The 22,607-nt window shown below is 40.5% G+C and carries 21 protein-coding genes; 14 read left to right on the top strand and 7 right to left on the bottom strand.

Annotation, left to right across the window (positions count from 1 at the left end):
* The 3 genes from Q1J64_RS16785 to Q1J64_RS10725 all read right to left on the bottom strand — a co-directional run.
* Window positions 1–104: transposase (locus Q1J64_RS16785; RefSeq protein WP_483315973.1), on the bottom strand; the 104-nt coding region annotated here is incomplete at its 3' end.
* A gap of 72 nt (window positions 105–176) precedes the next feature.
* Complete coding sequence (locus Q1J64_RS10730) at window positions 177–857, bottom strand: C40 family peptidase (protein WP_301109056.1); 681 nt, start codon at window positions 855–857, stop codon at window positions 177–179.
* Between the two features lie 189 nt (window positions 858–1,046).
* Window positions 1,047–1,727, bottom strand: coding sequence for a YflT domain-containing protein (locus Q1J64_RS10725; RefSeq protein WP_301109055.1), 681 nt, complete (start codon window positions 1,725–1,727; stop codon window positions 1,047–1,049).
* Window positions 1,728–2,029: 302 nt separating this feature from the next.
* Between Q1J64_RS10725 and Q1J64_RS10720 the strand changes: the two genes are divergently transcribed.
* The 4 genes from Q1J64_RS10720 to Q1J64_RS10705 all read left to right on the top strand — a co-directional run bounded on the left by Q1J64_RS10720 (window position 2,030) and on the right by Q1J64_RS10705 (window position 4,445).
* Entirely contained in the window at window positions 2,030–2,344 is a 315-nt protein-coding gene (locus Q1J64_RS10720; RefSeq protein ID WP_301109054.1) for a hypothetical protein, read from the top strand.
* 691 nt (window positions 2,345–3,035) lie between these two features.
* Entirely contained in the window at window positions 3,036–3,620 is a 585-nt protein-coding gene (locus Q1J64_RS10715; RefSeq protein WP_301109053.1) for a TetR/AcrR family transcriptional regulator, read from the top strand.
* A gap of 161 nt (window positions 3,621–3,781) precedes the next feature.
* Window positions 3,782–4,168 carry a DMT family transporter gene (locus Q1J64_RS10710; protein ID WP_301109052.1) on the top strand — a complete coding sequence of 129 codons (387 nt, stop codon included), beginning with the start codon at window positions 3,782–3,784 and terminating at the stop codon, window positions 4,166–4,168.
* The gene (locus Q1J64_RS10705; RefSeq protein ID WP_301109051.1) at window positions 4,131–4,445 is read left to right on the top strand and encodes a DMT family transporter; all 315 of its coding nucleotides are present in this window, start codon (window positions 4,131–4,133) and stop codon (window positions 4,443–4,445) included. The genes Q1J64_RS10710 and Q1J64_RS10705 overlap by 38 nt, the downstream gene beginning before the upstream one ends.
* A gap of 38 nt (window positions 4,446–4,483) precedes the next feature.
* Here the strand turns inward: Q1J64_RS10705 and Q1J64_RS10700 are convergent, their stop codons facing one another.
* Both Q1J64_RS10700 and sda read right to left on the bottom strand, forming a co-directional pair.
* Window positions 4,484–5,638 carry a polysaccharide deacetylase family protein gene (locus tag Q1J64_RS10700; RefSeq protein WP_301109050.1) on the bottom strand — a complete coding sequence of 385 codons (1,155 nt, stop codon included), beginning with the start codon at window positions 5,636–5,638 and terminating at the stop codon, window positions 4,484–4,486.
* Between the two features lie 354 nt (window positions 5,639–5,992).
* Window positions 5,993–6,124: a sporulation histidine kinase inhibitor Sda gene (gene sda / locus Q1J64_RS10695; protein ID WP_301109049.1), complete on the bottom strand. Its 132-nt coding sequence runs from the start codon at window positions 6,122–6,124 to the stop codon at window positions 5,993–5,995.
* A 593-nt stretch (window positions 6,125–6,717) separates the two neighbouring features.
* Between sda and ilvD the strand changes: the two genes are divergently transcribed.
* The 8 genes from ilvD to leuD all read left to right on the top strand — a co-directional run bounded on the left by ilvD (window position 6,718) and on the right by leuD (window position 17,282).
* Window positions 6,718–8,385 carry a dihydroxy-acid dehydratase gene (gene ilvD / locus Q1J64_RS10690; RefSeq protein ID WP_301109048.1) on the top strand — a complete coding sequence of 556 codons (1,668 nt, stop codon included), beginning with the start codon at window positions 6,718–6,720 and terminating at the stop codon, window positions 8,383–8,385.
* Window positions 8,386–8,754: 369 nt separating this feature from the next.
* On the top strand, window positions 8,755–10,503 hold the full coding sequence (gene ilvB / locus Q1J64_RS10685) for a biosynthetic-type acetolactate synthase large subunit (RefSeq protein ID WP_483315971.1): 1,749 nt from the start codon (window positions 8,755–8,757) through the stop codon (window positions 10,501–10,503).
* Window positions 10,500–11,018 carry an acetolactate synthase small subunit gene (gene ilvN, locus Q1J64_RS10680; RefSeq protein WP_301109047.1) on the top strand — a complete coding sequence of 173 codons (519 nt, stop codon included), beginning with the start codon at window positions 10,500–10,502 and terminating at the stop codon, window positions 11,016–11,018. Before ilvB ends, ilvN begins: the two co-directional genes overlap by 4 nt.
* Window positions 11,019–11,045: 27 nt before the next feature.
* Window positions 11,046–12,080, top strand: coding sequence for a ketol-acid reductoisomerase (gene ilvC / locus Q1J64_RS10675; RefSeq protein WP_301109046.1), 1,035 nt, complete (start codon window positions 11,046–11,048; stop codon window positions 12,078–12,080).
* Window positions 12,067–13,608, top strand: a complete 1,542-nt coding sequence (locus Q1J64_RS10670) for a 2-isopropylmalate synthase (protein WP_301109045.1) — start codon at window positions 12,067–12,069, stop codon at window positions 13,606–13,608. The genes ilvC and Q1J64_RS10670 overlap by 14 nt, the downstream gene beginning before the upstream one ends.
* Window positions 13,609–13,917: 309 nt before the next feature.
* On the top strand, window positions 13,918–15,018 hold the full coding sequence (leuB, locus tag Q1J64_RS10665; RefSeq protein WP_153722076.1) for a 3-isopropylmalate dehydrogenase: 1,101 nt from the start codon (window positions 13,918–13,920) through the stop codon (window positions 15,016–15,018).
* A gap of 259 nt (window positions 15,019–15,277) precedes the next feature.
* On the top strand, window positions 15,278–16,690 hold the full coding sequence (gene leuC / locus Q1J64_RS10660; RefSeq protein ID WP_301109044.1) for a 3-isopropylmalate dehydratase large subunit: 1,413 nt from the start codon (window positions 15,278–15,280) through the stop codon (window positions 16,688–16,690).
* Window positions 16,691–16,703: 13 nt separating this feature from the next.
* Window positions 16,704–17,282 carry a 3-isopropylmalate dehydratase small subunit gene (leuD, locus tag Q1J64_RS10655; protein ID WP_301109043.1) on the top strand — a complete coding sequence of 193 codons (579 nt, stop codon included), beginning with the start codon at window positions 16,704–16,706 and terminating at the stop codon, window positions 17,280–17,282.
* A gap of 126 nt (window positions 17,283–17,408) precedes the next feature.
* On the opposite strand, the gene Q1J64_RS10650 is transcribed toward leuD, so the two are convergent.
* Both Q1J64_RS10650 and Q1J64_RS10645 read right to left on the bottom strand, forming a co-directional pair.
* Window positions 17,409–18,104 (bottom strand): DUF4956 domain-containing protein, encoded by a 696-nt coding sequence (locus tag Q1J64_RS10650; protein ID WP_301109042.1) that lies wholly within the window; start codon window positions 18,102–18,104, stop codon window positions 17,409–17,411.
* On the bottom strand, window positions 18,101–18,865 hold the full coding sequence (locus Q1J64_RS10645) for a polyphosphate polymerase domain-containing protein (RefSeq protein ID WP_301109041.1): 765 nt from the start codon (window positions 18,863–18,865) through the stop codon (window positions 18,101–18,103). Before Q1J64_RS10645 ends, Q1J64_RS10650 begins: the two co-directional genes overlap by 4 nt.
* Before the next feature lie 105 nt (window positions 18,866–18,970).
* Between Q1J64_RS10645 and Q1J64_RS10640 the strand changes: the two genes are divergently transcribed.
* Window positions 18,971–21,283, top strand: a complete 2,313-nt coding sequence (locus tag Q1J64_RS10640; protein WP_301109040.1) for a CotH kinase family protein — start codon at window positions 18,971–18,973, stop codon at window positions 21,281–21,283.
* 53 nt (window positions 21,284–21,336) lie between these two features.
* Window positions 21,337–22,602 carry an S-layer homology domain-containing protein gene (locus Q1J64_RS10635; protein WP_301109039.1) on the top strand — a complete coding sequence of 422 codons (1,266 nt, stop codon included), beginning with the start codon at window positions 21,337–21,339 and terminating at the stop codon, window positions 22,600–22,602.
* The last annotated feature ends 5 nt before the right edge of the window (window positions 22,603–22,607 follow it).

Below are 22,607 nucleotides of genomic sequence, written 5' to 3'. Positions count from 1 at the left end.
TCAGCCTTTACACCATATTTTCTGGCCAATGTCTTATATCCTGATTTCCCATCGAGATATTCATGAATAATCATCATCTTAAATTCATTACTATACTTAGCCACAATAAAACACCCCAAAAGTTAGATTTTATAACTCTAACTTTTGGGGTGCACATCAATCGAGTACTTTTTTTATTAAATTCTTCTAAAACTATTAAATTTAGATTTCCAATATGGATTGCTTAAGCTGACAACTTCAGATTTCTTTCCACCAGCATGTACAAACTTATTATTACCTACGTAAATTCCTACGTGAGAAATTCCCTTTCGGTATGTATTGTGGAAGAATACAAGATCTCCTGGTTTTGGTGCTGAGATCTTAGCCGACTGTTGATACTGTCCAGTCGTTGTGCGGGCAATAGACTTTCCATTTTTCTTGAATGAATACTGAATAAAGCCGCTGCAATCAAACCCTTTTGTAGTTGTACCGCCAAAGCGATAAGGAATGCCGCGTAAATTCATGGCTGTATTGACAACTCCTGATCCACTTTTAGAAGAGGTAGATGCTGCTACTTGTTTAGTAGTAGAGTTTTTCAAAAGTGAACTCAGAACATAACCTTTTTTACCGTTGACTAATACTTTGTACCACATTTGTGAACCGGCTTTTTTTTGGTGAGTTAATTGTACTCGAGTACCTTTTTTTAATGTGAAAACTATTCTGTTGTTAGTTCCGGCATCTGCTCGGACATTTGAATTGTAAACTGTTATGTATGTACCACTTTTGGCTGTTGCTTTACTTGCGGCATCAGCACTTACACCCGTGAACCCCGTAATCATTACCGCTGCCATTAACATTGAACAAAAAAACTTCTTCATTCTGATTCTCCTTCGGAATAATGTAGGTATGTCTCTCTCTAGCTGCAAGATACATATTACACGACATAGAGATTCTAAACATTACGTTATGATTAAGAAGGGGTTACAGAGTTGTAATCTTGTAACGGGATTGTAATATAAGAAAATCAGCCGCCTCTTTTTGAGACAGCTAATTGAAAGAGTATAATTTTATCCTCTTGGAAATTCATTTGGAGAATCTGTAATGATAGAATATGAACCATCGCGGGTGATTTCATTCTCTGCAATCACTGGCTCATCTGGATACTCCATATTTACATCCTGTATATCTGAAGCCGATATTTCAGGAGGGACGGGGTTATTCAAAGGTTCATATCCGCCATATGAAGGTTCGGTCTCATTAAAGTTCTGTACCTTTTGAGTAATGGCAGTGGGAGTAACTTCATCCCGCATGAATGAATCTGTTCTTCGGTCTGGATCAGTTGGTGGTTTGGAAGCAGCAGGGGACAATCTGTCTGTATAGAATGGTTCGTTTTTCGAATAGACACTGTAAGCCCATCCTTCATCCACGTATAATAACATTCCGCCATGCTGTACTTCTTCGTAATATCTAGTAATCTCCTCTTCGGCTATTCCGACATCATGCATCATTTGTCTAACTTTATTTTCTCCGGACATTAAACCGATGAAACGGTCTGTCCACGATTCGAATGCCGAATGTACGTCAGCTGCTGTTTGACTGCGGAGAATACTTACATCGACTTCGTTTTTTGCAATCACATAAATATTATCGTCAAGATAGCCTGTTAGCTTCAGTTCCTCTATCTTGTCGAGAAGGTCAGAATTGTCATAATACACACCTATAAATGTCTTGTTATTCAATTCATTCATTTGTATTGCCTCCTCTAATTTTCTTCTGATTGGTGGTATAGATATAATACCCCCATGTGAGATATGAAAACCCGAAGGATACAGGGAAATATGATCTTTAAAATGAACAACCAATACTTGATGAAACTATAAGTGAAAAAGATTTTTGTCTTTTCTTTATTTACAAACCCCTAATTGTTATATTGAGAGAAAGCCGTCTAAGTATTCTTATACAATCAGCTGAACTGCAGAATTATTTGTCAGCGTTTTACATACATGATAAAGTAACTTTAGATTTTATTACAAAAAGGGTCGGTTTTATAATGAAGAAAAGACATTTGATGGCACCGCTTGGTTTATCTCTTCTATTATTAGGAGCTTGCAGTGGAGATTCCGAAGAAGAAAAGAAAGCAGATCAAAAACAAACCGAACCAGCTGAAGACAAATCACCAGATGTAGTTGATAAATCAGATACGACGTCCTCAGATGAAGATCTGAAGGAAGAATTCTCCAAAGAAATTGCGAAGAAATTCTACGATCGTATTGAAAAAGAATATCCAGAACACAATATAGATATCCAAGCACGTAAGAACGGTGAAACTTTTGTTCAAGAAATGAAAGAAGCTGCCAAAAAGTAACTGACAGCTGCTTTCATCATAATTAAAAACATTGCAGGGGAAATACCCTGCAATGTGATAAGATCATAGTGTGCGTTCTGGTCATGAACGATACAGCAGTCATCACCCGGGCGTAACCGGATGATGGCTTTTTTAATCTAAACTGCTGACAGGTGCTGACGTTGCAGTTTTCTTCAACGGTGTACGTTAGATTAATTTCACTAAAGCTGTGTAGAAAACGAAGGAGATAATGATTTCGACAATCCATGCAATATCCATACCAGCCATTGCTTTAGAAAGTGGTCCCTGATAAATCTCCGTATTAATGAAAGGGATCTGGCAGAAAATCGTAAATAAATACCCATCGTTCTGATATTCAGTCTTTGATTATCAGTCACCAATTTACAAAAATCAGAAAGAGTAAGCGTTTTCATTTATACTTCAAAATTGCCGGTCTAATGTGCTAAACTAAATAAAGATGAATATAGCCCATGTGTGTGCAAATCTTAAAATGTGACATATTGGTGACGCTTGATCTCTTGTGTACAAACATTAAATGAATAGCAGTCACTTGTCAATAGAGTTTTTTGAATAATTCAAGAAATAGTTGCTGCAATTGAAGAATAAAGCTGATAATTTGAACGATTTGTCAGAAAAGAATGTTTAGGATATACTATTACAAATCTTATAGACAGAGAGCGTGGGAAGTACAATGGGGAAAAAAACAGCGATTGTTCAATCTGCTATTGAAGTTTTTAAAGAGCAAGGCATAGAGAAGACGAAAATCTCGGATATTGTCAAACGGGCAGGGATTGCACAGGGAACTTTTTATTTATACTTTCCATCTAAACTGTCTTTGATGCCTGCTATTGCGGAAGTAATGGTGGCAAAGACGATGGAGATCGTCAAGCAAACAGTGGATGATCAAGCTTCCTATTCAAAACAGTTCGAACAGATTGTAGATGCAATATATGAAGTGAATAAAGAATACTACGAAATATTAGCCGTTATCTATTCAGGATTGGCTTCTACAGAACATATTCGTGAATGGGAAACGGTATACGCGCCTTTCTACGAATGGATCAGTGCAAAGTTAGAGGCTGCAAAATTAGAAGGGGCGGTACGGCAGTCCATCAAGCCGGACCGGACAGCGAAAATTCTTATTGGGCTCATAGAATCGACTGCAGAGCAAGTCTTTCTCTATGCCCATCACGATGAAGGGGAAGCAGACCGGCAAAAAGAAGAAGTTTTAGACTTTTTGACTTATGCACTTCAATTTCAAACGGTGAATAGTTAAGTAGGAGGAGGGAGTGAACAATCACGCGCTCCTTCCTCTGCTGTATTTCATAAAATAACAGAACATATTAGAAGTTTTTAGTAGCAAAAGTTATCATTTTGTAGTAAAATGAATGACAATCAGTCAATATGATGTAACGAAAGAAACACGGAGGGATTTTTATGAATAAAGCGTGGATTTATGTAGCGCTTACCAGCTTCTTTGAATTAGTCTGGATTTTTGGATTTAATACAGCTAACCAATGGTGGCATTGGATTTTTATTGTCGGCTTTATATTTGTCGATTTTCATTTCTTAACGAAGGCATGCGAAAGACTGCCGACCGGAACGGTTTACGCCGTGTTTGCAGGAATCGGAACAGTCGGTACCTCGTTAATGGACGTATTGTTTTTTGGGGAGCATATCAGCTTGGGGAAAATCTTTTTTATCTTCCTGTTGGTGATCGGCGTGGCAGGTTTGAAGATAGCGGATGGCTTAGACGAGAAGAAAGCATCGAAAGGAGTGGAGAAGGATGGGATGGCTACTGGTGTTCTTGGCAGCTCTAAGTGAGTTTGTCGGCGTAATCGGACTGAAGAAATTTAGTGAGAACAAGAGTCTTGCCATGGGCTTAATGTATTATAGCGGCTTTGGAATAGCGTTCTTCTTCCTTTACAACTCTTTCAAGTTTCTTCAAGTGAGCACGGCATATGCAGTTTGGATTGGAATAGGTACTGCAGGCGCTGTATTGATCAACATGGTTTTCTTCGGCGAGTCTAAAAGTGCAGGCCGCGTAGCGAGTCTGGCGCTTATCGTTGTGGGAGTTGTCGGTTTAAAAGCATTATCATAAAAAAAGGAACGTCCGCTATTCATGCGAACGTTCCTTTTTTATTGACCAATTAATTTCTTTTCAAAGTCTTTCAGTGACATACCGGAATGAACACGTTGTCGATTCAGATGAAAAGGGGAGTCGCCTTGGAACACATTGCCCTCCGTGATGGTGTAGCCAGTTTTAATACCCGCTACTTTACTGGCACGCAGTGTTTCCACATTTCGGAGTCCATAGGGATACGCTAGGGCAGTAACTGCCGGTTGCTCTGGAACGATTTGCTGTATCGTTTGGCTGGCTTTCAGAATGTCTTCGTAAATCATTAATCTAGGTGTGTATTCCAACAATGCCAGTCCTGTCATTGAGTTAAATCCATGTAAATCGTACGTATGGTTCTGATACGAAATGACATCCTGTGTTGCCTGAATCTGTTGCTCAGTCAAATAGCCAATGCGGTTAATCCGACTGGCAATCAAAAAGGCAGTTGCTTTAAATTTGTTTGCTTTAAGTATTGGATAGGCTAAATCCGCGGTAGAAGAATAGCCATCGTCAAACGTAATCAAAACGGATTTTTCTGGAAGCTTTATTTTCTTTTGCAGCCATAGCGTCATTTCTTCAGGCGTGATTGTGCGCCATCCATTGACTTTTAAATAGTTCATTTGCTCTTTAAATTTACTTACTTCCAGGACGGATACGTTATCTCCCTTTTTATTTTTCACGAGATCATGATACATGATGACGGGTAGCCCTTTTTGAACATCAATATCTTTTCTATAGATGTAACCTGTTTTACCTCCAAAAATAACTGGATAAAAATCACCTTTCAGCCTCTGAACAAAGAGAGTCTGTTTTGACTGAATGTGACCGAGTTGAACTGCTTTTACGGAAGGCTTTGAATAAACCGGTAGATGTTTTTTCGTAACAATACGAACCGGGTTAGCACTTTTTAGCTGATTTGCGTCCTGAAGTACTATGTGAGCGTATTGTTTTGAAAACTTCACTTCCAGGTCGCCAATTTTGGAGTAATAAAAACGTTGGTCGGACCTTGTTACCGTATGAAATGAGCCTTTAGAAAAAACAGCGATTTTTTTGGTATCTTTAAACACAGGGGTTGCAGCAGCAACTTTCACTACATGATTGTCAGCTGCTTGCGTGAGGGGAGCGGCTAAAAAACAGCTGCAAAAAAATACAGCCAATACTAATAACTTCTTCATTTGATGTATGTCTCCTATTCTGTATGCACTTTTTTAATAGTAAGTTGTCGCAAGCAGGAAAGCAAGATGATTTATGATGAAAGTCTTGCAGTTATTGTGAATGAAAGCGCCCGGATAAAAATAGATCAGAATAATGGAGGCTAATCATGAAAGTATGTGCTTGCCAGTGTGATTCATGCCAGCACCGAAGCGTGGCAAAACCGCATCAAACTTTTAACAATACGTAATAGATAGACTGCAACAACAGTTTCTGATGAATGACCATAATAGTAGAATGTAAAAGCGATAAAAAAAGGACTGATCTGCGCATGTACAGAACAGTCCTTAATTAAAATAGAAGAGAGATGACGAGCGTCAGAGGCGTGACAATTTTAAGGAGCGCTTCTGTATCTCTCTTTCAAGCATTACAATGAATTCTTGACTCAGCTTAAGTCTCTGAGCCTGTTGGTATGAATAAAGCAATAATTGATCCGACAATTGAAGCATAATAGAATCGCCTCCCCTTAAATGAATAGAAGTCCTCCAAGCTGCATATACTCTCAAGATGTTAATTATGATTTTACCAGAGTAATCAAAAAAGAACAACCGTTCGTGATATCCACAACGCAAGTGGATAAGTTGTTAGTATTTTGTGAATAGGTGAACAAAACTCACTACTAGTCTAGTGGAAGATGTGCATATAGTTATAAACAGAACTGCGGTTGTCGAAAAGTGTCGAAGAGTTTTCTGAATAATAGTTTACATCTACTAGAAGTAAGAGGTACTGCAAAACTGAATTAAAGTATGAACTTTTAAGAGTTGTTTAATAAAGTCTTCATGTAATTCATAGAAAATAAAAAAAAATTTAAATATGACGATATGCAATATATCGCGATGTTGCGCGTGTGTAAGCGTATTCACCAGTTTTCTGTTAGTCGCAATTGAGTAAAAAGTTTAAAAATACAGTTGACCTTTAGCTATATACAAGATATGATAGCAACAATCTAGTTCATAGCCTTCTATATACAGGTTGTTCAGAATATTCAACTGAATGCAATTAATTAGTAATTGGTTCGTTCATTAGTTTAGGAGAGATTGCAATGAGAAGTGACATGATTAAAAAAGGAATCGATCGTGCACCACATCGAAGCTTACTTTATGCAGCTGGTGTTAAAACGAAAGATATGAACAAACCATTTATTGGCGTTTGTAACTCTTACATTGATATTATTCCGGGACATATGCATTTAAACAAATTTGCAGAAGTAGTTAAGGAAGCAATTTGGGAAGCTGGCGGTGTACCATTTGAGTTCAACACGATTGGTGTGGACGATGGGATCGCAATGGGTCATATTGGAATGCGCTATTCCCTGCCAAGTCGCGAACTAATTGCTGACTCTGCAGAAACAGTCATAAACGCACACTGGTTTGACGGAGTATTCTACATTCCAAACTGTGACAAAATCACACCAGGGATGCTGATGGCGGCAGTACGGACGAATGTTCCTTCTGTATTCGTCTCAGGCGGACCGATGGAAGCCGGCGTTTCAGCTACCGGAGAAGCTCTTTCATTAACATCCGTTTTCGAAGGTGTGGGAGCATACAAGAGTGGAAACATGACATTAGAAACACTGAAGGACATTGAAGAAAATGCTTGTCCGTCGTGCGGATCATGTTCAGGGATGTTCACAGCAAACTCTATGAACTCTCTAATGGAAATGCTCGGTATGGCATTACCAGGAAATGCGACAATCCTTGCAACATCAGACGAGCGTCATAAACTGATCAAGCAGGCAGCGAAACATTTAATGGAATGTATTGAAAAAGATATTAAACCTAGAGATATCATTACAAAAGAAACAATCGATGATGCATTTGCGCTGGACATGGCAATGGGCGGCTCTACAAATACGGTCCTCCATACGCTAGCGATCGCACATGAAGCAGAAATTGACTATAATATCGAAGACGTAAATGATGTGGCCAAACGAGTTCCGTATCTGGCGAAAATTATGCCGGCATCGGATTACTCCATGCATGACATTCATCTAGCCGGAGGTGTCAGTGCAATTGTCAATGAATTGTGTAAAATTGACGGGGCCATCCATAAAGATCGGATTACGATTACAGGCAAGACAATAGCAGAAGATGTTGCAGGTCATGAAATTACTAATACAGATGTCATTCGGACGAAAGATGATCCGTACAGTCCAGTCGGTGGCCTGTCCATTTTATTTGGAAATATCGCCCCTGAAGGTTCTGTTATTAAAGTCGGTGCTGTTGATCCTTCTATTAAAGAGTTCAAAGGCGAAGCGATTGTCTTTGAATCACAAGAAGAGGCACAGGATAGAATAGATGATGGTACTGTGCAGGCAGGGCATGTAGTGGTCATACGTTACGAAGGTCCAAAAGGCGGACCGGGTATGCCGGAAATGCTTGCTCCAACCTCCGCCATTATGGGCAGAGGGTTAGGAAAAGAAGTGGCACTCATTACAGACGGGCGTTTCTCTGGTGCATCCCGAGGAATTTCCATCGGACATATTTCACCGGAAGCTGCAGACGGCGGACCGATTGCTCTTGTTGAGAACGGTGATATCATCGAAATCAACTTGACGAATCGTACGATTGAACTGAATGTGTCTGAAGAAGTGCTTGCAGAACGCAGACATGCATTGAAACCATTTGAACCCAAAATTAAAAAAGGATATCTTGCTAGATATTCTAAACTTGTTACATCAGCCAGTACAGGCGGAGTAATGAAAATATAATTACAGCTGAATAAAGATAAAACGTTGATGAGGTTAAAGTAGATAGAAAATTGTATTCACAGAGAGTCGGTGGCGCTGGAAGCCGGCATTACAACTATTTGCGACATCCCCTCGGAGTGGACTGCTAAAAGGTTAGCCGATTAGGCAGTCACGGGCTCAAGATTTTGGGCTCGTTAACAATGAGAAAGTGCGGTTTCGACTTGCTTTCTCATAAGGTGACGATTGTCACGAACTAGGGTGGTACCATGAAAGCTTTTTCATCCCTATGTGAAGAAAAGAGATTTCTTTGCGTGGGGTGAAAAGGCTTTTTTTAAGGAGAAAAGTCAATGACCGATATAACTATATGAAAATTGCAAGGAGGAGTCCATTATGAGTGCTGAAGTACAAGAAAAACAAACAACTGCCGCAGCGAAGCCAATGGAACTTAATAAGAAAACTGCAGATGGGTCCGCTATCTTGATTCAAGCGTTAAAAGAACAAAACGTTGAAGTAATCTTTGGATATCCGGGAGGCGCAGTGCTCCCAATATACGATGCACTTTACAATGATCCTATTCCTCACGTTCTGGCACGCCATGAACAAGGAGCAATCCACGCAGCAGAAGGATATGCACGCGTTTCAAGAAAAACAGGTGTTGTAATTGCAACGTCAGGTCCGGGAGCGACGAACTTAGTAACAGGTATCACTGATGCAATGATGGATTCATTGCCGCTGGTCGTAATTACCGGGCAGGTAGCGAGTACTGTAATCGGAACGGACGCTTTCCAGGAAGCTGACATTATCGGAATCACACAGCCGATTACAAAACATAATTATCAGGTACAGGATGTAGCAGATCTGCCGCGGATCATTCGTGAGGCGTTCCATATTGCTTCTACAGGAAGACCTGGGCCGGTTGTAGTAGATATTCCGAAAAACGTAGCAACAGATTTATTCGTACCAATTGAAAAAGAAAACAAAGAAGTAAATTTACCGGGTTATCAGCCAACTAAAATGCCGAATTATCTGCAAATTCAAAAAGCTGCAAAAGTAATTTCTACAGCGAAAAAGCCGATGATCCTTGCAGGAGCAGGTGTACTTCATGCGGGCGGAACAAATGAACTGAAAGAATTTGTAGAAAAACATCAAATTCCTATAGCAAACACATTGCTTGGTCTGGGTTCTATTCATGGAGAGCATGAATTATTTGTTGGAATGGCAGGAATGCATGGACTGGCAACTGCAAACTATGCACTTAATGAATGTGATGTATTGCTGAATGTCGGTGCCCGTTTCGATGATCGTCTGACAGGAAACTTACAGTCATTCCTGCCAAATGCCCGAGTGATTCATGTAGATATCGACCCGGCTGAGATCGGCAAGAATGTTGTAACTGAAATTCCGATTGTATCAGATGCAAAAGAAGCGTTGTCGGCCTTGCTGAAAGCAGACTTCAAATCACCTGATACAGCAGAATGGGTAGAGTACTTGCAGAACATGTCGGAAAAATATCCGCTTTGGTATAAAGCGGATGATAAAGATCTCCTTCCGCAGCAGGCGCTTGAAATTATACACCGCGTGACTAAAGGTGATGCAATTGTAACGACTGACGTAGGCCAGCATCAAATGTGGACTGCACAGTATTACCGCCTGAACAATCCGGATAACTGGGTCACTTCCGGCGGTCTTGGCACAATGGGCTTTGGTTTCCCTGCTGCTGTAGGTGCTCAAATTGCAAAACCGGACGCACGTGTTATCGCAGTTGTAGGGGACGCGGGTTTCCAAATGACAGCGCAGGAACTGTCATTGCTTCAGGAAATGCGTATACCGGTAAAAATCGTCATCCTTAACAATGGTGCACTGGGAATGGTCCGCCAGTGGCAAGAAACATTCTATGAAGAGCGTTATTCTCAGTCATTGATGCCTGTTCAGCCGGACTTTGTTAAATTAGCTGAAGCATACGACGTGAAGGGGTACCGAATCAATACACTGGAAGAAGCAGAAAAAGTATTTGAGGAAGCATTATTATCTGATGAACCAGTTCTAATTGACTGCCGGGTAAAACAGCTTGAGAATGTTTATCCGATGGTTGCGCCTGGTAAAGGCAGTGCAGAAATGATTGGAGTGAGTCCTAAATGAAACGAATCATTACAGTAACAGTCATCAATCAAAGCGGAGTGCTTAACCGTGTGACAGGACTTCTCATGAAGCGTCAGTTCAACATTGAAAGTATTACAGTCGGTCCTACTGAACAACCAAATAGATCAAAAATGACGTTCCAAGTTCATGTGGAAGATGAAAACAAAATCGAACAACTTGTAAAACAACTGCAAAAGCAGATTGATGTTATTACAGTTAAAGATATCACAGACAAAGCGATTGTGCTGCGTGAGCTCGCCTTAATTAAGGTGATCTCACCACCGCAAATCCGTTCTGAAATGAACAGTATTGTTGAACCTTTTCGAGCGACAATTGTTGATTCGGGGAAAAATGTAGTAACTTACCAAGTAACGGGTGACCCAGATAAAATCGAAGCATTTATCGATTTGCTGAAACCATATGGCATCAAAGAATTAACACGAACTGGCGCGACGGCATTTGCCCGTGACATGCAAAAAGTTCAAGCACCACAGTTTTCGCTTTTAAAACAATAAAACACACACACTTAGGAGGAAATGAAAATGACAAAAATGTATTATAACCAGGATATCAATGAAGGACTATTACAGGATAAAACAATCGCAATCATCGGGTACGGTTCACAGGGACATGCGCATGCGCGTAACTTGAAAGATTCAGGATTCAACGTAGTAGTAGGTGTACGCCCGGGTAAGTCTTTCGATCAGGCAAAAGCTGACGGACTAGAAGCATTGACAGTTAAAGAAGCATCTGAAAAAGCAGATCTAATCATGATCTTACTTCCAGACGAAAACCAAAAAGCTGTATATGAAGCAGAGATCGAGCCAGCTCTTGCAAAAGGTAAATCATTAGTTTTCGCTCACGGTTTCAACGTACACTTTGGCGAAATCAAACCACCTGCTGACGTAGATGTATTCCTAGTAGCTCCAAAAGGACCAGGACACTTAGTGCGCAGAACATTTGAAGCAGGCGGCGGTGTTCCAGCACTATTCGCAGTTTACCAAGACGTTTCAGGTCAAGCTAAAGACGTGGCGCTTGCGTATGCAAAAGGTATCGGATCTGCTCGCGGCGGCGTATTGGAAACTTCATTCGAAGAAGAAACAGTTACAGACCTATTCGGAGAGCAGGCCGTACTTTGCGGTGGATTGACTTCATTGGTAAAGGCTGGATTCGAAACGCTTGTAGAAGCTGGATATCAGCCTGAACTTGCATACTTTGAAACATTGCATGAAACAAAGTTGATTGTTGACTTAATGTACGAAGGCGGTATGGCAGGAATGCGTTATTCTATCTCTGACACAGCAGAGTGGGGAGATTTTGTTTCTGGACCACGCGTAATTGATGCGGATACAAAAGCACGTATGAAAGATATTCTTACAGATATTCAATCAGGTAAGTTTGCGAAAGAATGGATCGAAGAGAACAAAAACGGCCGTCCAAAATTCAACGCGATTGAAGAAGCGGAATCTAAGCATCAAATTGAAGAAGTTGGACAAAAGCTTCGTTCTATGATGCCATTCATCAGCGAAGGAGCTAAGTCAAAAGAGGAAGAAGTGGTAGCGAGTGAGAAAAATTGATATTTTCGATACCACTCTTCGTGACGGTGAGCAATCTGCAGGTATTAATTTAAATACAGTAGAAAAGTTAGAGATCGCTCGTCAACTTGAAAAACTTGGGGTAGCAGTAATTGAAGCGGGGTTCCCTGCTTCTTCCCCGGGGGATTTCGAAGCCGTTCAGCGTATCGCTAATACTGTGAAAGACTCAACAGTTACAGGCCTTGCACGAGCGATGAAGAATGATATTGATATATCATGGGAAGCATTACGCGGCGGAGTACAGCCTCATATCCATGTATTTTTAGCAACATCACCGATTCATATGGAGTATAAACTTAAAAAGTCTTCAGATGAAGTGGTTGAGATAGCAGTGGATGCGGTTAAGTACGCTAAACAGTATTTCCCTCTTGTTCAATGGTCAGCAGAAGATGCTTTCCGCTCAGAGCCTGAATTCCTTGTACGAATTATTAACAAAGTAATTGAAGCAGGAGCTACAACGATCAATATTCCGGATACTGTGGGTTATGCAACCCCACAGGAATACGGCGCTCTCTTCAAATATTTGAAAGAGAATGTGACGGGAATAGAGAAAGTGAAGCTGTCCGCACATTGTCATGATGATCTGGGAATGGCGGTTGCCAACTCCATCGCAGCAGTGGAAAATGGTGCAGATCAAGTGGAATGTACGATCAACGGAATCGGTGAACGTGCAGGAAACGCTTCATTGGAAGAAATTGCGGTGGCTATGCATATCCGTAAAGACTTCTATCATATGGAGACTGGCATTAACTTACAGGAAATTAAACGTTCCAGCCAGCTGGTCAGCCGTTTGACAGGCGTAGTCATTCAGCCAAATAAAGCAGTCGTCGGAAAAAATGCATTTGCTCATGAATCTGGAATTCACCAAGATGGCATGCTGAAAAACCGTCAGACGTATGAAATTATTACACCCGAATTAATAGGGGAAACGGATATACCACTGGCTCTGGGTAAACACTCAGGACGCGCAGCATTTAAAGACCGTGCTGTAACGATGGGCTTTGAATTAACGGATAAACAGTTGAATGAAGCATTTACTGATTTCAAAAAGCTTGCAGACCGTAAAAAAGAAATTACAGAAGACGATTTGTTTGTGCTGTTCACAGGTCAGCAATTAGCTGATACGGATACTCCAATTTACGAATTGCACAACGTACAAGTACAGTACGGTACATCTAATATTCCGACAGCTACGGTTACAGCTACAGTACCAAGCGGCGAAACCGTAACAGTTGCAACAACTGGAGCAGGCTCTGTTGAATCAATTTTCAATGCATTAGAACTTGTGATCAAAGGAGAAGTACTGATCCTAGACTACCGTGTAACATCCATCGGTAAAGGCCGTGATGCCCTTGGGGAAGCGGTTGTCAACTTAAGCTATAACGACCTGGAACTAAAAGGCCGTGACGTAGCACAAGACGTATTGGAAGCATCTGCGAAAGCATATCTAAATGCGATCAACCGCCAATTAGTGCGTGAGCAAATGCGTAAACAAGAGTTAATTAACTGATTTAATCAACTGCATTTTTAGCGGTTAAAAAATATAAATTGAAAAGTATATTCTTTAATAATAGTAAGTAGGATCGAAGCGGAAGACGGTCGACTCCGGGAGGATCAGCCCGACAGGTAAGACAACTTGCGGGAGCAACGCGACCAAGTTGGCTTACCGCGGGCCCTCCGGAAAGCGTACCGTCTGAAGCGCAGATCCCAAACTGCTTACTGAGTATGCGATAGTACATGTTTAGATAGGGAACATTTTAAAAAAGAGGATAGAGTATTCGATCGAGTGATACGAGATTGATCAAGGAGGAGAAGTTCTATGGAAAAGAAAATAGCAGTATTGCCCGGCGACGGCATAGGACCAGAGGTAATGGCAGAGGCTGTTCGAGTGCTGGAAGTGATCGGCAGACGCTTCAACCATACATTCCATACTGAGTATGGACTAATTGGCGGAGCTGCAATCGATGATAAAAATGATCCGCTTCCAAAAGAAACAATTGAATTATGTGAGTCAAGTGATGCCATTCTCCTCGGAGCTGTGGGTGGTCCGAAATGGGATCAAAATCCGTCTGAATTACGGCCGGAAAAAGGTTTGCTGGCAATCCGCAAACACTTTGATCTATTCGCGAACCTTCGTCCCGTTGCAGCTGTTCCTTCTTTAATCCATGCGTCTCCTCTAAAAGAAGACATTGTAAAAGAAGTCGATATGCTGATAGTGCGTGAATTAACCGGAGGACTTTACTTCGGAAAACCAAGCAGGCATACTGATCAATCTGCAGTGGATACGCTGGTATATACACGTGAGGAAATCGAACGTATTGTCGACAAAGGTTTCGAACTTGCCCGTTTACGCAAAGGTAAAGTAACCTCTGTGGACAAAGCGAATGTACTTGAGTCCAGTAAACTTTGGAGAAAAATTGTAGAAGAAAAGAAAGCTGACTATCCAGATGTTGAAGTAGAACATCAGTTAGTAGACTCCTGCGCAATGAAACTGATTACAAATCCGGCAGCATTTGACGTGATCCTCACAGAAAATATGTTTGGGGACATTTTAAGTGATGAAGCTTCTGTAATTACAGGATCACTAGGCTTATTGCCTTCCGCAAGTGTACGATCCGACGGCTTAGGTTTATACGAGCCCGTACACGGTTCAGCACCAGACGTGGCAGGGCAGGGTGTAGCCAACCCGGCAGCTGCAATCCTCTCAGTAGCGATGATGCTGAAGTATTCATTCGGACTGGAAACAGAAGCAGCAGCAGTAGAAAAAGCAGTGAATACCGTGTTCGAAGAAGGACACTTTACAGCAGACCTAGCCGGCAAAGACCAGCGTTCATTATCTACAAAAGAATGGACAGACAAAATCGTGGACGAACTGGATCTGCAGTTCGTTTCAAATAGCATTATGTACTCTTATATTTAATGAACAAAAGCGGAGACGGCTGTTCAGCTCCGACAGGCGTTGGAAGGATTATCAGAAAGGCGCCCTTTGCCTTTCTGATAATCCTGAAACGACCCAAGGAGCTAGCCGTCGCAGCTAGATGACTCCAAAAGTGGAAAGCGCCGTTTAGTCTCGACAGGCGTTTAGAAGAACGGCAATAAAGGCGCTCTTTGCCTTTACTGTCGGACAGAAACTAGATGACTAAGATCTTATAGGCAATGGCTTGGAAGGAGAAACAATTATGGCAAAAACAATTATAGAAAAGATATGGGATCAGCATGTTGTTTACGAAGAAGAAGGGAAGCCCGATCTACTATATATCGATCTTCATCTAATTCATGAAGTAACATCGCCGCAAGCATTTGAAGGCTTACGTTTAGCAAATCGTAAAGTGCGACGTCCGGATCTTTGCTTTGCAACAATGGATCATAATGTTCCGACGAAAAACTTGCCGATTATCAACGATCCAATCGCGAAAAAACAAATTTCAACACTTGCAAAAAACTGTGAGGAGTTTGGAGTACAGCTAGCAGATATGGAGCACCCTGACCAAGGGATTGTTCACATCATTGGACCAGAGCTGGGATTGACTCAGCCTGGAAAGACGATTGTCTGCGGCGACAGCCATACATCTACGCACGGTGCTTTCGGAGCAATTGCTTTCGGAATCGGTACAAGTGAAGTGGAACACGTTCTTTCTACACAGACATTGTGGCAGAACAAGCCGAAAACAATGGAAATCCGCGTGAACGGTAAAATTGGCTTTGGTGTTACTGCAAAAGATATCATTCTGGCGATTATTTCAAAGTTTGGTATCGGCGTGGGGACCGGTCATATTGTAGAATATACTGGAGAAGCTATCCGTTCACTGACTATGGAAGAACGCATGACAATTTGTAATATGTCCATTGAAGCTGGTGCTAAAGCTGGCTTAATCGGACCGGATGAAACAACGATTGAATATCTGCGCGGACGCCGCTATGCGCCTCAAGGCGAAGAATTTGAAGCAGCAGCTAAACGCTGGATTGCTTTGAATACGGATGAAGGCGCCGAATTTGATCAAGTACTAGAAATCGATGCAAATGAAATCGAACCATTTGTTACATGGGGGACGAATCCATCCATGGGTTCTGGAATCTCTGCGCATATTCCTTCAACTGAAGATTACAAATCCGAGACAGATAAACAGGCATTACGCTCTGCCCTTGAATACATGGGCCTTGAAGAAGGAATGCCGCTATCATCTATCGATATTCAGCATGTGTTCATTGGTTCATGTACGAATGCTCGCCTGAGTGATTTACAGGCAGCTGCTGATGTCGTGAAAGGAAAGCATGTTCATCCTTCCGTAACGGCAATTGTCGTACCTGGTTCACGTACTGTGAAGAAACAGGCAGAAGATATCGGACTTTCCCAAATCTTTATGGATGCTGGATTTGAATGGAGAGAGTCAGGATGTAGTATGTGTCTTGCAATGAACGATGACGTTGTGCCAGTTGGTGAACGCTGTGCATCAACTTCGAACCGAAACTTTGAAGGACGCCAAGGTGCTGGATCACGTACACATCTAGTCAGCCCGTCCATGGCTGCAGCTGCTGCAATTGCCGGACATTTCGTAGATGTACGCGAAGTCAATGTAGCTGTGCATAATTGAGGAGGGGTATCAGATGGAACCAATTAATAAAATCGAGAGTGTTCTCACTCCGTTAGATAAAAATAACGTAGATACAGACCAGATCATTTCTAAAGAGTTCCTGAAGCGAATTGAGCGGACGGGATTTGGAAAGTATCTGTTCTACCACTGGAGATTCAATCCGGACGGTACGAAAAATGAAGACTTCGTGTTAAACGATCCGAATTTCGAAAACTCAACGATTCTGGTGGCGCATGAAAACTTCGGCTGTGGTTCATCCCGCGAGCACGCACCGTGGGCAATTCTTGATTACGGATTCCGCGTAGTTATCGCACCAAGTTTCGCAGATATTTTCCACAGTAACTGTTTCAAAAATGGAATCCTGCCGATCAAACTGACAGTAGCAGAGGTAGATGAGTTTTTGGCAAAAGGCAAAGACACTCCATATCGTCTAACTGTCAGCCTGGAAGATCAGACGGTAGCAGGAGAAGACGGAACAGTCTACAGCTTCGACATTGATCCGTATTATAAAAAGATGCTGCTGAACGGCTGGGACGAGATTTCACTGACGTTCCAGTATGAAGATAAAATTAGCGAGTATGAGAAACGTTAAGTTCTATAAAACTGAAAAACGACAAGGAGAAGTTTGAATAAAACTTCTCCTTGTCGTTTTATAATATCTCTTTTGTACCTATTTGTTTTGTACTCAATAAGTCATTTGAGATCAAATTTGGTTTGATTAGTAATAAACTTCCGTACTTAGATAATTGATCGAAACTTTTAAGTTGCCATTCACTTTCCGTATAGCATCAATCAGCATTTTATCTTCTATTTCAGGCTTATTTTGAATTACGTATTCTAACTGTATCATTGTGCCTTGATTAGAAGTTTGAATAGATCGCAAGATATGTAATGTTAAGTACTCATCCAAAATTGAATTGATCATCGTTTCATCATGTAAATTTTCGGGAATTGTCAGTGTCAGACGTTTTTTAACGTTACTCACTTGACCGAAGTTTGTTACATAAAGAATAAAAATGATAACAACGAGTGAAACTGTAAATAAGATAGCAATTAAATAAAATCCTAATCCAGAAGTAATTCCTGCAGCCATTCCAAAAAAGATAAATGCAATATCTTTTGGATCACTCATTGCGCTACGGAAACGGATAATAGAAAATGCTCCAACTAATCCAAATGCCACCGCGATATTATTACCGATGACAATCATGATGACTGAGACAACGACACCCATAATAATTATCGTCTGTACAAAGGATTGGGAATACCTTGCACCAGTGTGTGTTTTGCGGTAAACAACAGCGATAATTAACGTTAAGACAAAACTTAAAGCTATTGCAAAAAAAGCTTCTAAAATAGTAACACGACTAGTAATATCAGCCAATTGCTGCAAGTCGCTCCAAAAAGAACTCATGAAAAAACCTCACTTCTAAGTATTGGGCGGAGCTGCTTCATTTCCTCAAGCAAATCAATGCTCGTGCAAAATTTTGAAAAACCTTGCTGTGTAAAATTAAATTCACTAATTAGCCTTGATAGCCAAAATGGAACGCTGTTTGATACTTTTACTTCGAGTATTACAAAATTTTGTTCTAAGAATCTTTCGCCATATGGACCGTTTTCAAGTGCCAGATCATTGCTTCGGCACATTAAATTGTAATCAAACGTCACTCGAAGATCTTGTTCGTTTTTTGCAATCCCGCTGAATGCCTGGCGGTCATAACTGACGATATTGGCAGGCTGAAGATTGTAAAAGTCTTTAAAGTGAAGAGCCTCGTGTAAAATTTGAGGATTCGATGCCGGTGTCTGATCAGTCAGCCATTCATCATAAGGATTGGATAAAATGGAGTAAGCCTCATTTAATGGAATAACTGTCCGGCGTTTATTGACAACATTTTTAAATTTTTGCTTTACTTCTATGAACGAATTGCTTGAAAGATCAGCCTGATCATATACACGCAAACGAAGTTTTTGGCGAAAAGGTAGCTTGTTTAATGTTTCGTGATAAATGGATTTATCCTTAGATTCGTAATATAAAGAGATAATATTATATGTACCGGTTGAGCTTCCGTAAGTATCATAAGCCATGTTAGGCAACAGTTCTTTACTAAATGCTAAATAATCATCCCACGAAATCAAGTATTTCAGTTCATACCGTTTAAATACCTCTATAGGCATGAAATCACTCCTAAATAATTAAGTTTTGAATATGAATACAGACTTTTACCTTCTATATAGTATACTATAACTAGTAATATTTTACATGCTAATAAGGGGGAACTTATGAACAAGTACGCAGTAGCTTTATTGATTGCAGTTATACCGGTCTGGCTGTTTATATATTTTATTGCTGACCATGAACAAAAGTTCAATCCAGAATTGGAGACTGTTTTACTGGAAACCTTACATACGAAAAAATTATCAAAAACACAATTTTCTACTTTACAATCATTAGATTTGTCTAATAGACAGCTCGTTTCTATAGAAGGTCTGGAGAACTTCGTTAATCTAAAAGAGCTAAATCTAGCGGACAATCTGATTACAGATGCATCTCCCATCGCAAAACTCGAGCATTTAGAAAAACTGGATTTGAGAAATAACCAGCTTTCTGGACTAGACTTGACAGCTGCACAATTAAAGAGTCTTCGACTTGATGGAAACCACATCGTTTCTATTGAATTTGCCAGATCATTAAAGAAGCTCACGAATCTAAATCTTCGTGAAAACAAAGTATCAGACTTATCACCATTGGAAGATTTAAAAAAGCTTAAAGCACTTAATATCCGTGATAATCAAGTAAAGACATTAGAACCACTCGGTCATTTAAAACATTTACAGGATCTGAATGTACGTCATAACCAAGTCAGGTCAGTTGCTTCAATTGCAAATTTGCCGTTGGAAAAGCGGTTATACATATCAGGGAATGATATTTACGATTTAAATGAACTGGAGCCGGTTATACAGCGTACAGATGACTATGATTTTGAAATAAGTCTGCCTGTAGCAACGGCTTTAACACCAAGTGGTATCTATAAAGAACCTTTTGATCTTGAACTCCGAACAGCAAAGAAACACAGAATGTTTTATACGCTGGACGGAACTATACCGACGCTGCATTCCAAAGAATATGATGGCCCCATTAAAATTAATCAAGAAACATTATTGGAACAGCCTTTATATTCTAATTATCAGACTACCCCCCTTCAGTCGCCATTTAACTTTAAGCCTGAAGAAGTGAAAAAAGCAATTACAGTAACAGCAGTTTCAGTAGTCGACGGGAAATTCAGCAAACCTGCTAATTTCACATATATATTGGATCCGCAACTGGCGGAAGCCAACCTGCCAATAGTCTCATTGACTGTAGATCCTGAATCACTGTTTGAAGACAAAAGAGGAATCTATGTGCCAGGCATGCTTTTTGAAGAAGGATATAACGGCACCGGGAATTACTATGGAAGAGGCAGAGAATATGAAAGAGAAGGGGCGTTTGAATACTTCAATTCAGATGGTACGCTTACCGTTTCTCAAAGACTTGGAATAAGGACGCATGGTTCTTATACAAGAAGAATGGCGCAAAAAAGTCTGCGATTATATGCCCGGTCAGAGTATGGACAAAGTCGATTCTATATGAAGTTTTTTGAAGAGCTGCCATATCATGAATATAAAGTTCTTATATTGCGGAATTCGGGAAATGATAACGTATCTACTATGCTGCGTGATGGGTTTATGCAGGAACTAGTAAAAGACCGCAGTTTCGACACGCAGGCTTACCAGCCGACGATTGTATTATTAAACGGAGAGTATTGGGGCATCCAAAACCTGCGTGAGCGTTATAATGCCGAATATATTGATACAAACTATCATGTGAAACCAGATGAACTTGCTATGATATCGTTCAAACCCGGACATCATATTGCTTTTAATATTGAAGAAGGAACAGAAAAAGATCAGCAGCCATTTTTGGAACTGATACAATGGATCAGAGATCATGATTTAAGTTTGGATGATAACCTAGCGATGATCGATGAGAGAATCGACATTAAAAACTTCTTTGAATATGTATCAGCGCAAGTATATTTCGCTAATACAGACTCTTTTAATAACAATCTTCAGATGTGGCGTAAGAAGATTAATACAAATTTAGAGGGTCCATACGGTCATGACGGCCGTTGGCGCTGGATGATGTATGATTTGGACTGGGGTATGAGATACGGATTGCGAGAACGGGAAGGAGAACCGGTTGAATTCAATATGCTGGAATATATGACGCGAGATCATGAGTCAGTATTTTTATTCCAAGAATTGATGGAAAATAAAAAAATGAAAAATCAATTTACCTTGACGTTATTGGATATGCTGGATACGAATTTTGAATCTCAGAAAGTCATAAGTGTACTAGACAAAATGGCTGAAAATATCAGACCTGCGATGCCTGAATCCATTCATAGATGGAATAATATCGAATCAATGGAACAATGGGAAGATAATCTGGAAACCATGCGGCGTTTCGCTGAAGAAAGACCGGCAATTGTGCGGGGACACTTGCAGCAGACATTCGGCTATACTGCTGAAGAACTGGACAGGCTGAAACAGTGAAAAATAAAAGTTAAAAGTATTTAAAGGAAGCTTTGAGTAAAAGGGGCGTTTGAATGAGTAGTTATAAATTAAAAATAGGCGTATTGACAATTGCTCTGCTGCTGGCGGTGTTTTTCATTACTGATTCCAAAAATGTTTTGGCTAAAGAATTTACAGACATACCTGACAGTCATGTCTATTATAAATTTATTAAAGAAATGCAGGAGTCAGGCTATATTAACGGCTATCCGGACGGCACATTCAGACCGGATGCTTCGATCAGCAGGAAGCATGTTGCAAAACTATTAAATACTGCGCTAGATTTACCTGAATTATCATCGAATATGGAAAAATATATAGATGTAACTGCGGAACATCCTTATTTCGACGAGATTATGAGGCTTAGCGAAGCGTTGATTTTCAATGGTGGACTGGATGGAAAATTTAACCCGGATGCACCTATGACCCGAGTGCAGATGGCGAAAGTACTTGATCTGGCTTTCGATTTCAAAATGACGGCACAATTTGCTTTCCCTGATGTGCACATTACCCACTGGGGTTATCCTCATGTCAACGCGCTCTATGCGCAAGGAGTTGCAAAAGGGGATAACGGTAAATTTATGCCTAATGAGCAAGTGAGTCGGATGCATTATACAGTTTTCTTACATCGCGCTATTGAAGAAAGTAAAAAGGAACAGTCTCCGGAAGCTGTAGAAAAAAATATGATTTGGGATTCTGTCAACCGACTTTCATGGAATATTGAACATATAATATTGGATGGTATTAATAATAACCTGCCTTTCAGTGACATACGTTCGAAATTACTACTATACGCAACACCTACATTTGTAGATAATAATTTAAAAAAATATTATCCACAGGCATGCACAGCCTGCGATGTCTGGTATTTTCCATTGCTGAACCGGGAGCCGCTTGTCCGCTTTGATTATACAAAGCCAGTTCAAAATAAGATTCAAGTAAACACTGTTGAATTCTCCGACACAGGCAGTACAGGTGGTTTTGTGAAATATACATTCAGAAATGAAGACGGGAAATTAAGGATTTCTGATAATCATTTTTCTTTAATAGAAGCAAAGCATTTACAATTGACATCTGAAGAGGCAATGATCATCTTAAAAGACTATTACTCAAAATCGCAGAATGGGCTATTCGAAGCGACACTTTTGCGCACCAACAAAGAGCGAGCTCCTGATTATCTGACAGATGAGTACTATGAGTTCGATGAATATATATTTAATATCAAAACGGATTATGCGGATTTTGATGTGTACTTTAATTCAAATGACGGCATGTTCGATCAGCTTATTTATATTTCTTAACATGA

It is taken from the genome of Sporosarcina sp. (genome assembly GCF_029257255.1).
Classification (GTDB): Bacteria; Bacillota; Bacilli; order Bacillales_A; family Planococcaceae; genus Sporosarcina.
This window is presented reverse-complemented; position numbering and strand designations above follow the sequence as displayed.

Coding starts and splice junctions, on each gene's coding strand:
- Q1J64_RS10730 (WP_301109056.1), bottom strand. CDS start 857: ATGAAGAAGTTTTTTTGTTCAATGTTAATGGCAGCGGTAATGATTACG.
- Q1J64_RS10725 (WP_301109055.1), bottom strand. CDS start 1,727: ATGAATGAATTGAATAACAAGACATTTATAGGTGTGTATTATGACAAT.
- Q1J64_RS10720 (WP_301109054.1), top strand. CDS start 2,030: ATGAAGAAAAGACATTTGATGGCACCGCTTGGTTTATCTCTTCTATTA.
- Q1J64_RS10715 (WP_301109053.1), top strand. CDS start 3,036: ATGGGGAAAAAAACAGCGATTGTTCAATCTGCTATTGAAGTTTTTAAA.
- Q1J64_RS10710 (WP_301109052.1), top strand. CDS start 3,782: ATGAATAAAGCGTGGATTTATGTAGCGCTTACCAGCTTCTTTGAATTA.
- Q1J64_RS10705 (WP_301109051.1), top strand. CDS start 4,131: ATGGGATGGCTACTGGTGTTCTTGGCAGCTCTAAGTGAGTTTGTCGGC.
- Q1J64_RS10700 (WP_301109050.1), bottom strand. CDS start 5,638: ATGAAGAAGTTATTAGTATTGGCTGTATTTTTTTGCAGCTGTTTTTTA.
- sda (WP_301109049.1), bottom strand. CDS start 6,124: ATGCTTCAATTGTCGGATCAATTATTGCTTTATTCATACCAACAGGCT.
- ilvD (WP_301109048.1), top strand. CDS start 6,718: ATGAGAAGTGACATGATTAAAAAAGGAATCGATCGTGCACCACATCGA.
- ilvB (WP_483315971.1), top strand. CDS start 8,755: ATGAGTGCTGAAGTACAAGAAAAACAAACAACTGCCGCAGCGAAGCCA.
- ilvN (WP_301109047.1), top strand. CDS start 10,500: ATGAAACGAATCATTACAGTAACAGTCATCAATCAAAGCGGAGTGCTT.
- ilvC (WP_301109046.1), top strand. CDS start 11,046: ATGACAAAAATGTATTATAACCAGGATATCAATGAAGGACTATTACAG.
- leuB (WP_153722076.1), top strand. CDS start 13,918: ATGGAAAAGAAAATAGCAGTATTGCCCGGCGACGGCATAGGACCAGAG.
- leuC (WP_301109044.1), top strand. CDS start 15,278: ATGGCAAAAACAATTATAGAAAAGATATGGGATCAGCATGTTGTTTAC.
- leuD (WP_301109043.1), top strand. CDS start 16,704: ATGGAACCAATTAATAAAATCGAGAGTGTTCTCACTCCGTTAGATAAA.
- Q1J64_RS10650 (WP_301109042.1), bottom strand. CDS start 18,104: ATGAGTTCTTTTTGGAGCGACTTGCAGCAATTGGCTGATATTACTAGT.
- Q1J64_RS10645 (WP_301109041.1), bottom strand. CDS start 18,865: ATGCCTATAGAGGTATTTAAACGGTATGAACTGAAATACTTGATTTCG.
- Q1J64_RS10640 (WP_301109040.1), top strand. CDS start 18,971: ATGAACAAGTACGCAGTAGCTTTATTGATTGCAGTTATACCGGTCTGG.
- Q1J64_RS10635 (WP_301109039.1), top strand. CDS start 21,337: ATGAGTAGTTATAAATTAAAAATAGGCGTATTGACAATTGCTCTGCTG.